Below are 14,332 nucleotides of genomic sequence, written 5' to 3' on the forward strand. Positions count from 1 at the left end.
CCGTATGCATATGTGCCCTCCTTTAACTGCGAATATGAATATATGTTCTTTGTTGATATAAACAGTATATCATACAACACACAAGGACACAAGCACAAAACGAGCAGTTGCCTGTACAACATTTCGACAAAATTCGACATCATTGTCCGATAATTGCAAAAAGTTTCTTGGCTTTCATCCCACGGTTAAAACCGTGGGCTTTCCCGCCCGACTTTTGTAAAAAGTAGATAAGATAATTAATTGACGGGAGCATCAGGAAGGGCTAAAATAGATTAAAATCAATTTTTGGAGGTGATTTCCATGAGTGAGAAAATCTATTTTGAGCCGACCTGGGAGCTCCCTAATCCTTTTTATAAGGCAGACGGAAGCATTATGAGTACCAAGGCGGAGTGGGAAGAAAAGCGAAAGGCGTATATTGAACTGTTAAGTGAAATGTACTATGGCAAAATGCCGGGACGTCCACAGACATTAGCAGCAAGTGAGTTGTCAAATGAAACAATATGTCAAAATACTGTCTGTCATAAAGTAGTTCGTCTTTGCGCGCAGGGTGAGGAAGCACCTGTTTTCTTTAATGTACACGTGTATCGTCCAGTGATGCCTTGTGAGGAAAAATTAATTCCTGTTGTAATTCCAGCAGCAGACACACTGCCAGGGGAGATTATAAGCATGGCAGCTGAACAGGGCTTTGAAATTTGCAGCTTTGAAATTGCTGAGGCAGCACCGGATGACAAAGAAAAAATCTGGGAAGGTGGCTGTGCAAAGGCGTACCCAGGTTACACATGGCGTGCACTTGCAATGTGGGCATGGCTGCAAAGCCGTGTTATTGATTGGCTCGAAACGCAGAAAGATACAGATGTGACAAAAACAGTTGTGACTGGTCACTCGCGTATGGGAAAGGCAGCACTTTGCTGCGGTATTTATGATGAGCGTGCAGCAGTTGTAGCACCGGCAGGCTCTGGCTGCGGCGGTATGGCAAGTATGCGTTTAAGCGGCTGTCGTCTTGGAGAAAATATTGGTCTTTCAGAGCGTATTGGTGTTATGTTAAATAAAGAGCGTTTCCCATACTGGCTGATGGAAAATGTGGCAGACTATGGTACACCAGATGGAAAGACGCGTTTTCGCGAAAATGAAATTCCATTTGATGCGAATATCCTCGGTGCGTGTGTTGCGCCGAGACGGCTGATTCTTGTAGAAGGTCTTGATGATGACTGGATCAATCCATTTGGCACACAGGTTTCGTGGCTTGCAGCATCTGAAGTATTCGAATTTCTTGGTGTCAAGGAACATAGCGCAATTCATTACCGTGAGGGCGGTCATGCTTACACCAAGCAGGACTGGAGTGTTGTGCTTGATTTTACAAAGGTACAGCTTTGCGGCAAGGAAAAGACGACTGGCTATAAGTCAATGAGAGAAAATGAGAATAAGGCAGGATATTCATGGAGATGTCCGAAGACAAATGACTGATAGGAGATTTAGAAAATATGAAGGTTTTATTATTAAATGGAAGTTCCAATTTAAAGGGATGTACTTACACGGCACTTGAAGAAATTGCAAAGACTTTGCAGGAAGAGGGCATTGATACTGAAATTTTCCAGATTGGTGCAGAACCGCTTCGTGACTGTATTGGCTGCGGCGGCTGTAGCAAGGGAAATGGCTGTGTATTTCGTGATGACTGCGTAAATGAATTTGTAGAAAAGGCAAAAGAAGCAGATGGCTTTGTATTTGGCACACCAGTTTATTATGCGCATCCAAGCGGCCGCATTATGTCATTTTTAGACCGTGCCTTTTACAGTGGCGGTGCTGCATTTCGTTTTAAGCCAGGCATGGCAGTTGCCTCTGCAAGAAGAGCTGGTACAACTGCGTCATTAGATGCCATTAATAAATATTTTGGAATTAACCAGATGCCAACAGTAGGTTCTACCTATTGGAACATGGTTCATGGAAATTGTCCAGAAGAGGTTCGTCAGGATTTAGAGGGCTTGCAGACCATGCGCAATGCAGCAAAATGCATGGCATGGATGCTAAAATGTTTTGAGGCTGGAAAGGCACAAAACATTGCGCTTCCAGATACAAAAAAGGAAGTTTCTACTAATTTTATCAGGTAAATTATTGTATTTCAGAAAGGGAGATTTCGATGCCGGCATTTTATGCACATTATAAATTTGGACAAATGGTGAAAAATAAGATTCCAGCAAAATATCAAAGACTGTTGGAGGATTATCAGGATCTGTATGAGATTGGTCTGCATGGACCAGATATTTTGTTCTTTTATCATCCAATTATTCGTCACCCGATCACGCAGATCGGCGTTGTTATTCATCATGAGACGGGGCGCGTGTTTTTTGAACATGCGCTGACCCAGATGCATCGCTCGGCAGCAGAGGGAGACAAAATGCAAAAAGCATTATGGGCATATGCGCTTGGCGTTGTGTGTCATTTTGCACTAGATGCATCATGTCATACCTATATCAACCATTTCGAAAAGACAAGACGTATTTCTCATCATGAAATCGAAAAGGAATTTGAAAAATATTTAATGAAAAAGGATGGATTAGATCCGTTTAATTGGGATTTTAGACAGGCCTTATCCACAAATTTTCGCTGGGCAAAGCCTATTGCACTGTTTTATGGCCTGCAGCCAGTTCAAATTCATCAGTCAATCAAAGGCTTTTTGTGGTTTTCACGTTTGTTCTTCACGACAAGCAAGGCAAAACGTCATGTCATTTTTGCCGGAATGCGTATTGCGCGTGTATATGGTGAGATTCATGGTTTTTTTGCCAATGAGAGAGACAATCCCAGATGCCGTTACAGCAATGAAAAGCTAGAACTTCTTATGAAGAAAAGTGTGCAGGATGCCATAAAAATGTCAGAGGAGTTAGAAAAGGCATATCGAGGAGAAATGCGTCTTGGTAAAATTTTTGATCAAACCTTTTCCGGGAAGGAAGAAGCATGACATTACAACAGTTACAATATGCCGTTACCGTCGCTTCTGCGGGAACAATCACAGAGGCTGCTGAGCGGCTTTACATCACACAGCCGAGTCTGACAACTGCAATTCGGGAGTTGGAAAAGGAGATGAATCTGACGATTTTTATCCGTTCCAACAGAGGCGTGGTAGTATCTAAGGAGGGCGAGGTCTTTCTTGGATATGCAAGGCAGATATTGGAGCAGACAGAGCTGCTCAAAGAAAAGTACACGAATGAGCGCCAGTGGGGGCGAAATTTTTGCGTTTCAACACAGCATTATTCATTTGCAGTTAATGCGTTTGTAGAGCTGATTCAAAAGTATGCGGGCGAAGAGTATGACTTTAATCTTCGCGAGACGCAGACATACGAGATCATTGAAGATGTTGCGCTTATGAAAAGTGAGCTTGGCATTTTATATCTTGATGATGAAAATAAAAATGTTATCACAAGAGCACTTCGCGAAAAGGAGCTTGTATTTACACCACTTTTTGAAGCAAAACCGCATGTATTTATAAGCAGTGTACATCCGCTTGCCACAAAAAAGACAGTAGACTGGGATGATCTTGCGCCATATCCATATCTGTCATTTGAGCAGGGAGAACATAATTCATTTTATTATGCGGAAGAGCGCTACAGCCGTGTATTACGCAAAAAAAATATTCGCGTGCGTGACCGTGCAACCTTATTTAATCTTTTGATTGGACTAAATGGCTACACGGTTTGCAGTGGTGTAATTGATGAAAACTTAAATGGAGAAAACATTATAGCAGTTCCATTAAAGGAACAAGGTTTGATGCAGATTGGCTATATTCACCATAAGAAAGCTGTGCTTGGAAAGCTGGCGCAGGCTTACATAGAGGCCATCGGGGACAGGTACGGTGGCCAAATATCCGTCCCTGGTGGCTCAAAGAAAGGCAGGAAATAAATGAATAACTTTAATTATTATGCACCGACAAAGGTTGTATTTGGAAAAGATACAGAAAAAGAGACGGGACGTCTCGTAAAGGAGCAGGGCGCATCAAGTGTACTTGTTCATTTTGGAGGAAAGAGCGCGATTGCTTCTGGTTTGATTGATCGTGTGTGCCAGTCATTAAAAGAAGAGGGCATTGCTTATGAGACACTTGGAGGAGTTGTTCCAAATCCACGTCTATCAAAGGTAAGAGAGGGCATTGCACTGTGCAGGGAAAAGAAGATTGATTTTGTTCTGGCAGTTGGCGGCGGAAGCGTTATTGACTCTGCAAAGGCAATCGGATATGGTGTTGCAAATGAAGGTGATGTGTGGGATTTCTATGCAAAAAAACGTGTGCCGACTGCATGTCTTCCGATTGGTGCGGTGCTTACCATTGCAGCAGCAGGAAGTGAGATGAGCAATTCCTCAGTTATCACAAATGAGGACGGCGGATTAAAACGTGGATGTAATACTGATCTTTGCCGTTGCCGTTTTGCTGTGATGAATCCTGAGCTGACATACACACTGCCAGATTATCAGACACAGTGTGGATGCACCGATATTATGATGCACACGATGGAACGCTATTTTAATATGAGTGAAAACATGGAGCTGACCGATGGCATCAGTGAGGCACTAATAAAGACTGTAATGAAGCACTCCAAGATTTTAAAGGAGCATCCAGACTGCTACGAATCACGTGCAGAGGTGATGTGGGCATCCAGCCTTTCACACAATGACCTGACTGGATGTGGAACAGATGGAGGCGACTGGGCTTGCCACCAGCTAGAGCATGAGATTGGCGGTATGTTTGATGTGGCACATGGTGCAGGACTTGCAGCAGTGTGGGGAAGCTGGGCACGTTATGTCTACAAGGCACGTCCAGAGCGTTTTGCAAAATTTGCCAGAAATATTTTTAATATTCAGGAAACTGATGATGAAAAGGCAGCAGTAGCAGGCATCGAGGCAATGGAAGATTACTATCGAAGCGTCGGTATGCCAACTAATCTTTGTGAACTTGGCATTGATGCGACCGAGGAGCAGATCAAAGAAATGGCCGACAAATGCAGCTTTTATGGAAAGCGCACAGTAGGTGTGATGAAGAAGATTGGAGCACCAGAGGCAGCAGAAATTTACCGCATGTCAAATGATAAGAGTATTCCGCTGTACTCAAGATAAGAATTTCAAAAAAAGAATAGACGAATGATAGGGCAGATCAAAACGGTCTGCCCGTTTTTTGTGCAGCTAATTCAGGCTATGATATTGTCTTGCGGATTGCAGAAAAAGAATTGACGAATCGCTTTTTACATTATATAATATAATACAAGAATAAGTACAGAAAACTGTACGCAATAAGTTGGAAGGAGATGAATCATATGTTAGCAGTTAATTATACAAATTTGAGAGATAACATGAAACGCTACATGGATCAGGTCACAGATGATTATGAAACCATGATTGTTACGAGAAAGAATAATAAAAATGTTGTCATCCTGTCAGAAGAAACCTACAACAATCTCATGGAAAATGTGTACGTAATGGGAAACAAGGCAAATTATGACTGGTTAATTGAGTCTAAGGCACAGTTGGAAAATGGACATTGTGCTACACATGAGCTTATTGAGGTGGAGGATGAATAAAGTTTTTACAGAAAATGGTTGGGCGGATTATACATTTTGGGAGACGGAAGATCGAAAAACGTTAAAGAAGATTAATAAGCTGATAGAAGATATTTGCCGAAATGGAAATGAAGGAATCGGAAAGCCGGAAGCGCTGAGTGGAAATCTTGCTGGGTATTGGAGCAGGCGCATTAACGATAAGGATAGGCTTATCTATAAAATTGATGAAAATAATGTTTTTATATTGGCTTGTCGATATCATTACAGTGATAAGTAAAAAATTTAATTAGAATGTTTTAACACTACCTATTCAGAGAGGAAGGGTAACATTATGGAGTCGAAGCAAACAATTAAATTGCATTGCCTGGAAAACAGGGTTGCATCTGGTTATGTGACATTTGGAAGCTATTGGGAAAAAGGTATATTGGTCATTCCAAATTTTAAGAATGATGGGATGGATTCTTTTGTATTACAAAATGAAAATAAAGAATCCATTCCAGTGCAGTCTCGTATCACGGCATGGTGGCCAGATGGAAGTATCAAGTGGGTAGCCCATACGGCAGATGCATCGAAGATGGGGCAAGAGGCTGCACTGACAGCACAAATCAAATTAGGAGAAGTTAGTGAAGAAACAGCTGAGCTAGTTTCCATGATTATCCGAAGAGACGATAACTGGCTGTACATAGACAATGGCGTCCTTTCTTTGAAAGTCCCAACAGGGAAAAACAAGGCAGATACTTTGGCAGAGGATATTTTCTTAAATGGAAAGCTGCGTGTAAAAAAGGCATCGCCAGTTCTTTATCTTGAAGAACAAGGCAATGAAAATAGTACAAATTTTGATCTTGACGGTCAGACAAAGGTGACGAGAGCCTATAAAGCAGCAATCACAGCTGTAACAATAGAAGAAGATGGTCCACTTGCGTTAACGATAAAGGCAGAGGGTAGCTATCAGCATCAAAATCAAAATAAAATGAAATTCTGTATTCGCATGTACATCAATAAAGATAGTAGCGATATTCGCTTTGTTCATACCTTTTTCTTTGATGGAGACGAGCAAACGGATTTCTTAAAAGGACTTGGCATCCGCTTTGATACCGTGCTAGAGGGTCGTCCATATGAGCATCATATTCGCTTTGCAGGCGAATTGCCATTTAAAGAGGCAGCGATTTTATTAAACAGTTCTTATCCTCGTTTGCAGCCATCTGTCTTAAAAAAACAGCTTGATGGAAAAACGTGGGGCTACCCGGCAGACAGTGATGTCGAAAAGGCAGCAGCCGATCTTCCAGTATGGAACCGATATTTTCTTTATCAGGACAGTGCTGATCATTACAGAATCGGTAAGCAGACAAAGCCGCAGTGTTGTGTGCTTAGTGCCGCAGAAGGAAGACGTGCGCATGGAGCAATGGAGGTATGTGGTGAAGATGGAGGCATCCTTCTTGGTATCCGTGATTTCTGGCAGAAATATCCGTCTGGTCTTGAGGTGACAAATCTTGCTGATGATAACGCATCCTGCACGGCATGGTTTTATTCGCCAGAGGCCAAAAGCTTTGATTTTCGTCATTATGATACGAGAAGCTACCAGATGACATCATACGAAGGATTTCCTTGGTTTGGCGCAAGCCCAGAAGGAATTGCCGTGACAAGCGAGTGCACGCTTTCTGTTTGTTCATCTTTAACTGCGGAAGATGAATTAAATACATTTGCGAATCGCGTAAATAAGCCGCCAGTCTATGTGGAGTCACCAATAGCTTACCATGAAAAGCGAGCATTTGGCTACTGGAGTCTGCCAGAAAGAAAAACAGAGCCAGAAGCCTTCTTAGAGAATCAGCTTGATCAGCTATTTGATTTTTACAAAAATGAGATCGAGGCAAGAAAATGGTATGGTCTGTTTGATTACGGTGATGTTATGCATACGTATGATCCGATTCGTCATTGCTGGCGCTATGATATGGGCGGTTTTGCATGGCAGAACACGGAGCTTGTTCCGACCTATTGGCTGTGGCTTTATTTTCTTCGCACAGGAAGAGAAGATGTATTTACAGTAGCAGAGGCAATGAGCCGTCACTGTTCAGAAGTGGATTTTTACCACTTTGGACCGATGGCAGGTATCGGATCACGTCATAATGTGCGTCACTGGGGCTGCTCCTGCAAGGAACCGCGCGTTTCCATGGCAGGTCATCACCGCGTTTACTATTATTTGACAGGAGATGCGCGTATTGGCGATGCAATGGCCGATGCAAAGGACGCAGATCTTTCGCTGAAAAATATTACCTATTTCCAGCAAAAGGATGAGACAGGTCCTTATGTAGTCATAAGAAGCGGTCCAGACTGGACTTCATTTTTATCAAACTGGATGACGCAGTATGAGCGCACATTAGAGCCTTATTATCTGGAAAAGATTCGTCAGGGCATTAAGGACGTGAGTAAGATGCCGTTTGGACTGGCATCAGGTCCGTCTTATCGCTACGAGGAAAATGGCCATCTGATTTACGAGGGCGAGGACGAGAAGAGTCCAAACATGCACTTGCAGATTTGCATGGGTGGCCCGGAAGTCTGGTGGGAGCTAGCAGATATGCTTGGCGATGAGACACTGAGAAAGCTCCTTTCTATCTACGGAGGATTTTATTATCTGACACCAGAGCAGAAAAAAGAGAAGACGCATGGCTTAATTGAGAAACGTCCATTTGCATTCCCTTGGTTTGCTTCCGATATCGGTGCCTATGCTGCGTTTTTCACAAAAGATAAGTCACTTGCCAAAACGGTTTGGAAAAATTTGTTGAATGCATTGATTAAAATAGGTGACGAAGCTGGCTTCACACCAGTTTGCTACGCAACTGACGACCAAAAGAAAGCACATATGGAAATTTTGTGGATCAAGACAAACTTCGCAGCGCAGTGGGGCTTAAATACAATCACTACACTTGAACTGCTTCGCGATGCGCTTCCAGATACGATGGACGGTGTTCGTAAGCTCATAGAAGAAATGCCGGGAAATGAATTTCATCGGGCATGACAGATTACATTTCAATCAAACATACGAATATTAGCGCTTTCAACGTAAATGCAATAAAGAATTAAATATAGATATAGAAAAGACCGACATCGCTGTCGGTCTTTTTCATGCTCATTTAATAAATTATCGGGTTGCCACCGTACCCTACCGGGTAGAATCTTAAGCCAGAACCTTCTCGATGTAAGCCTTGATTTCTGGGCACTTGCAGCTGTCAAAGAATAACTCCTTGAACTTTGCACCGCTTACAGTTGCCTTTAAGAAATCCTGATCAATATTCTTTAAGATGGTCATCATATCAGTATGAGTGATCTTCTTTACACCGTCAAGGATCTTCTTATTGCGCTGCTCCGGAACAACTCTTTCCGGTGGATATCCGCCGCCTGGCTCAGTGCAGAACAGTTTCTCGAAGCAGTACTGTAAATTAAGCTCAGCGCCCCAGCCAAAGCCCTTTGCAAATGGGAATGCAGCAGCATTTCCAGCATTGATCTGGGAGAACATGTAAGCGTCAGACGGATCAACAACATGTCCACAAAGAACGCCTGGGAAGGAGTTGCATGCAAGCATAGCGCCCTCACCTGTACCACATCCTGTGATAACAAAATCAGCAGCACCGCTGTTTAAAAGAATAGCGGTCAGAAGACCAACCTGTACATAAGTCAGCTGAGCCTCATCATCAGCAGCATACATGCCGTAATTTACAACCTCGTGACCCATTGGTGTAACAACTTCCTTTAAAACAGACTCAATCATGCTATTCTTTGCAGCCTGGCTGTTTTCATTGATTAATGCAATTTTCATTTTTTTGTAACCTTTCCTATGCCGTTTTGCCAAGGATAGTTCGTCACGGCACAATTTTGTTAAAACTATCTAATAAGATAATAGGTGAGAAAAGTGATTTTGTCAACTTGAAACAGAGAAATGGTTAAAAAACCTTGTTGAAAAGAAAAAACAACAAAAATAAGAAAAAATATTTAAAAATATAAACAAAATAAAAAACTGAAATCATGAGAAATAGTTTAAAAAATTAACGAAAATATAACGGCATACAAAATAAAGTAAAATTATCTGAAAATTTATCAAAAAGTCTTTCTTTACAAAATGAATAAGATGCTGTATAGTAGGCACAAACAAAGAAAGAAAAAGCCAGAGAGGGCACGGACTGCAAAGACGCAGAACACCTCTCTGGCTTTCTTTGAAAAAAACAGGAGGACCAACATGGAACAGACTAGCAAAACACCTTGGGGAACTACAGAAGGTCTGTATGATCCCAGTTTTGAACATGACAACTGTGGTATTGGTGCAATTGTCAATATTAAAGGAACAAAAACGCATCAGACAGTAGAGGATGCATTAAAGATTGTTGAAAATCTTGAGCATCGTGCTGGTAAGGACGCAGAGGGAAAAACAGGAGATGGTGTAGGCATTTTACTTCAGATTTCTCATCCGTTTTTCTCAGGTGTCTGTAAAGAACTTGGATACGACATCGGTGATGAGAGAGATTATGGTATTGGAATGTTTTTCTTGCCTCAGAACGAGACTGACCGCCGCATGTCGATGAAGATGTTCGAGATTATTGCAAAGAAGGAAGGAGTAACGGTACTTGGCTGGAGAATGGTTCCGGTCACACCGGGTATCTTAGGCTCAAAGGCACTCGACTGCATGCCATGCATCATGCAGTGCTTCTTAAAGCGTCCGTCACGTGTGGCAAAGGGTCTTGCATTTGACCGCAAGCTCTATGTCATCCGCCGTATCTTCGAGCAGTCAAATGATAATACCTATGTTGTTTCGCTTTCAAGCAGAACTATCGTTTACAAAGGAATGTTCCTTGTTGGACAGCTTCGCAATTTCTACAACGATTTACAGGATGAAGCTTATGTTTCTGCAATCGCGCTGGTTCACTCCCGTTTCTCTACAAACACAAACCCAAGCTGGCAGCGTGCTCATCCGAACCGCTATATGGTACATAACGGTGAGATCAATACTATCCGCGGCAATGTGGATAAGATGTTAGCCCGTGAGGAAAAAATGGAGTCAGAAGAACTTAAAAACGAAATTTCAAAAGTTCTTCCTGTTGTCGATGATTCAGGCTCAGATTCCGCAATGATGGATAATGTATTGGAATTTTTAATTATGAGCGGCATGCCAATGGCGCTTGCTGTCATGATTCTGATTCCAGAGCCATGGATCAATGATAAGTCCATGTCACAGAAGAAGAAGGATTTCTATCAATATTATGCAACTATGATGGAGCCATGGGATGGACCGGCTGCCATCGTATTCTCCGATGGTGATCAGCTTGGCGCTGTATTAGACAGAAATGGTCTTCGTCCGAGCCGCTACATCATTACATCTGATGACCGTATGATCTTAACATCTGAGATGGGTACACTTGACATTGATCCGTCAATCATCGTAAAGAAAGAGCGTCTTCGCCCAGGCCGTATGCTGTTAGTAGACACAGTGAAGGGACGCGTGATTGATGATGAAGAGCTTAAGGGTTATTATGCAGCACGCCAGCCATATGGTGAATGGCTTGATTCCAATATGGTTCAACTGCGCGATTTAAAGATTCCGAATGTGCGCGTACCAGAGTTTACAAGAGAAGAGATGCTTCGCTTAATGAAGAACTTTGGCTATACATTTGAGCAGCTTCGAAGCATCGTTTTGCCGATGGCAAAGACAGGAACAGAGCCGACAGCTGCAATGGGTCATGATACTCCATTAGCTGTGCTTTCAAAGCAGCATCAGCCGCTGTTTTCATACTTTAAGCAGCGTTTCGCACAGGTTACAAACCCGCCGATTGACTCCATCCGTGAGGAGATCGTCACTTCAACTAATCTGTATATTGGATGCGCAGGAAACATCTTAAAGGATACACCTGAAAACTGCAAGATTCTTCGTATCAATGATCCGATCTTAACAGACACTGATTTGCTTAAGATTCGCAACATGAACATCGAAGGCTTCAAGGTAGCGACAGTTCCGATTACTTATTATCGCAGTACTTCCTTAAATAAGGCAATTGATCGTCTATTCATTGATGTTGACCGCGCTCACCACAACGGGGCGAACATTATTATTCTTTCCGACCGTGGCGTAGATGAGAATAGAATTGCAATTCCGTCTCTTTTAGCAGTCTCTGCGCTTAACCATCATCTTGTTGTTACAAAGCAGCGTACCTCTATGTCTGTTATCTTAGAGACAGGAGAGCCAAGAGAAGTTCATCATTTTGCAACACTTCTTGGATTTGGTGCAAGTGCAGTCAATCCGTATCTGGCACATGAGGGAATCAAGTATCTTGTTTCCAGCCATATGCTTGACAAGGATCCTTATGCAGCAATAGACGATTACAACAAGGCTGTTTTAAATGGTATTGTAAAGATTGCAGCAAAGATGGGTATTTCCACTATTCAGTCATATATCAGCTCCAAGATTTTTGAGGCAATTGGTCTTGATAAGGATCTGGTAGACAAATATTTCCCAGGAACAGTTTCTCGTATCGAGGGCATCAGCTTAAAGGATATTGAGGATGATATTGAGAGCTGGCATGCAACAGCATTTGATCCGCTTGGACTTGGCGTAGATCTGACACTTGACAGCGTTGGTGCTCATAAGGAAAGAAGCGGTAAGGAGGAGCATCTGTATAATCCGCTTACTATTCATATGCTGCAGGAAGCAACAAGAACAGGAAATTATGAACTGTTTAAAAAATATTCAGAGAGTCTTCGCGATGATGGAAATCCGATGAGTCTTAGAAGTCTTATGGAATTTAAATTCCCTGAGGACGGAGGCATTCCGATTGAGGAGGTTGAGGGTGTTGACAGCATCGTAAGACGTTTCAAGACAGGTGCTATGTCCTATGGTTCTATCTCTCAGGAGGCACATGAGACACTTGCAATCGCAATGAATACTCTTCATGGAAAGAGCAACAGCGGTGAAGGCGGTGAGGCGTTAGAGCGTCTTACAATCGGCAAGGACGGACTAAATCGTTCATCAGCAATCAAGCAGGTTGCTTCAGGCCGTTTTGGCGTTACAAGCCGCTATCTGACGAGCGCAAAGGAAATTCAGATTAAAATGGCACAGGGCGCAAAGCCTGGCGAGGGTGGTCATCTGCCGGCAGGAAAGGTGTATCCGTGGATTGCAAAGACAAGACATTCAACACCTGGAGTTGCACTTATTTCTCCGCCGCCGCATCATGATATTTATTCAATCGAGGATTTGGCACAGCTGATCTATGATTTAAAGAATGCAAATGATCAGGCACGAATTTCAGTAAAACTTGTATCTGAGGCAGGTGTTGGAACTGTTGCAGCAGGTGTGGCAAAGGCAGGTGCACAGGTTATTCTTGTATCAGGCTATGACGGCGGAACAGGAGCCGCACCGAGAAACTCAATCCATGATGCCGGTCTTCCTTGGGAGCTTGGTGTAGCAGAAACACATCAGTCTTTAATAATGAATGGCCTTCGAGACCGTGTTATCTTAGAGACAGATGGAAAACTTATGAATGGTCATGATGTAGTAGTTGCTGCTCTTCTCGGTGCAGAAGAGTATGGCTTTGCAACAGCACCGCTTGTTACAATGGGCTGTGTTATGATGCGTGTCTGTAACCTTGATACATGTCCTGTTGGTGTGGCTACACAAAATCCAGAGCTAAGAAAGAACTTCCGTGGAAAGCCAGAGTATGTAATCAACTTTATGCGTTTCGTTGCTCAGGAAATGCGTGAATATATGGCAAAACTTGGTGTGCGCACTGTTGATGAGCTTATTGGCCGTACTGATCTTTTATACCAGAGAAAGGATTTTGCAAATAAGAGAGCAAATGAGGTTGATCTGCACCGCATCCTTGATAATCCGTACAGTGATGCATCAGTAGCAGGCTATTATCATAAGAATGTATATGATTTTGAGCTGGAAAAAACACTTGATAAGAGTGTACTTATTAAAAAGCTTATGCCGTCTGTAAAGAGCAGCCATGCAAAGACACTTGATATTCATGTGGGCAATGTAAATCGTGCATTTGGTACTCAGCTTGGTGCTGAGATAACAAGACTTCATCCAGACGGACTGCCAGAGGATACAATTACTGTTCATGCACAGGGAAGCGGCGGACAAAGCTTTGGTGCATTTATACCTAAGGGTCTGACAATGACACTTGAAGGAGACAGCAATGACTACTTTGGCAAAGGACTTTCAGGTGGAAAGCTTGTCGTATTCCCACCAAAGAAGGCAGCCTTCAAGCCAGATGAAAACATCATTATTGGAAACGTTGCGCTTTATGGTGCGACAAGCGGAAAGGCATTTATCGAAGGTGTGGCAGGTGAGCGTTTTGCTGTAAGAAACTCTGGTGCAATTGCAGTTGTTGAAGGTGTGGGTGATCATGGCTGTGAATATATGACAGGCGGCCGCGTTGCTATCCTTGGACCGACGGGAAAGAACTTTGCAGCTGGTATGAGCGGCGGTATTGCTTATGTGCTTGATGAGCACAATGATCTCTACACAAGACTGAATAAGTCACTGATCAGTATTGAGGAGCTTACAAATAAATACGATGTACAGGAATTAAAGGAGATGATCACAGAGCATGCAAAGACAACAGGCTCTGCAAAAGGAAAGTATATCCTGGAACACTTCTCCGAGTATCTGCCGAAGTTTAAGAAGATTATCCCGAATGATTATAAGCGTATGCTTAACGCCATCGTTCAGATGGAGGAGAAGGGCTTAAGCAGCGAGCAGGCACAGATCGAGGCATTCTATGCAAATGCCGGAAGAAAATAAAGGAGGAGAA

At 42.8% G+C, this 14,332-nt stretch carries 10 protein-coding genes; 9 read left to right on the forward strand and 1 reads right to left on the reverse strand.

All coding sequences use genetic code 11. The features are described 5' to 3' along the window. Positions 1 to 300 precede the first annotated feature (300 nt). The 8 genes from LKD48_RS02165 to LKD48_RS02200 all read left to right on the forward strand — a co-directional run bounded on the left by LKD48_RS02165 (position 301) and on the right by LKD48_RS02200 (position 8,547). Positions 301 to 1,464, forward strand: coding sequence for a glucuronyl esterase domain-containing protein (locus LKD48_RS02165; RefSeq protein ID WP_308731038.1), 1,164 nt, complete (start codon positions 301 to 303; stop codon positions 1,462 to 1,464). Positions 1,465 to 1,481: 17 nt separating this feature from the next. Beyond that, complete coding sequence (locus LKD48_RS02170) at positions 1,482 to 2,105, forward strand: flavodoxin family protein (RefSeq protein ID WP_227100669.1); 624 nt, start codon at positions 1,482 to 1,484, stop codon at positions 2,103 to 2,105. Positions 2,106 to 2,134: 29 nt separating this feature from the next. Next, positions 2,135 to 2,953: a zinc dependent phospholipase C family protein gene (locus LKD48_RS02175; RefSeq protein WP_308731039.1), complete on the forward strand. Its 819-nt coding sequence runs from the start codon at positions 2,135 to 2,137 to the stop codon at positions 2,951 to 2,953. Beyond that, positions 2,950 to 3,891: a LysR family transcriptional regulator gene (locus LKD48_RS02180; protein ID WP_308731040.1), complete on the forward strand. Its 942-nt coding sequence runs from the start codon at positions 2,950 to 2,952 to the stop codon at positions 3,889 to 3,891. The genes LKD48_RS02175 and LKD48_RS02180 overlap by 4 nt, the downstream gene beginning before the upstream one ends. Beyond that, entirely contained in the window at positions 3,892 to 5,094 is a 1,203-nt protein-coding gene (locus tag LKD48_RS02185; RefSeq protein ID WP_308731041.1) for an iron-containing alcohol dehydrogenase, read from the forward strand. A 197-nt stretch (positions 5,095 to 5,291) separates the two neighbouring features. Further along, on the forward strand, positions 5,292 to 5,555 hold the full coding sequence (locus tag LKD48_RS02190; protein ID WP_118612514.1) for a type II toxin-antitoxin system Phd/YefM family antitoxin: 264 nt from the start codon (positions 5,292 to 5,294) through the stop codon (positions 5,553 to 5,555). Then, positions 5,548 to 5,811: a Txe/YoeB family addiction module toxin gene (locus LKD48_RS02195; RefSeq protein WP_118612513.1), complete on the forward strand. Its 264-nt coding sequence runs from the start codon at positions 5,548 to 5,550 to the stop codon at positions 5,809 to 5,811. The genes LKD48_RS02190 and LKD48_RS02195 overlap by 8 nt, the downstream gene beginning before the upstream one ends. 54 nt (positions 5,812 to 5,865) lie before the next feature. After that, complete coding sequence (locus tag LKD48_RS02200) at positions 5,866 to 8,547, forward strand: exo-rhamnogalacturonan lyase family protein (protein ID WP_308731042.1); 2,682 nt, start codon at positions 5,866 to 5,868, stop codon at positions 8,545 to 8,547. A 159-nt stretch (positions 8,548 to 8,706) separates the two neighbouring features. Here the strand turns inward: LKD48_RS02200 and LKD48_RS02205 are convergent, their stop codons facing one another. Continuing rightward, positions 8,707 to 9,345: an RpiB/LacA/LacB family sugar-phosphate isomerase gene (locus LKD48_RS02205; protein ID WP_066558342.1), complete on the reverse strand. Its 639-nt coding sequence runs from the start codon at positions 9,343 to 9,345 to the stop codon at positions 8,707 to 8,709. 417 nt (positions 9,346 to 9,762) lie between these two features. On the opposite strand from LKD48_RS02205, the gene gltB reads away from it, so the two are divergent. Beyond that, positions 9,763 to 14,322, forward strand: coding sequence for a glutamate synthase large subunit (gene gltB, locus LKD48_RS02210; protein WP_308731043.1), 4,560 nt, complete (start codon positions 9,763 to 9,765; stop codon positions 14,320 to 14,322). The last annotated feature ends 10 nt before the right edge of the window (positions 14,323 to 14,332 follow it).

This window comes from Anthropogastromicrobium aceti, from assembly GCF_020687335.1.
Taxonomy (GTDB): Bacteria; Bacillota; Clostridia; order Lachnospirales; family Lachnospiraceae; genus Anthropogastromicrobium; species Anthropogastromicrobium aceti.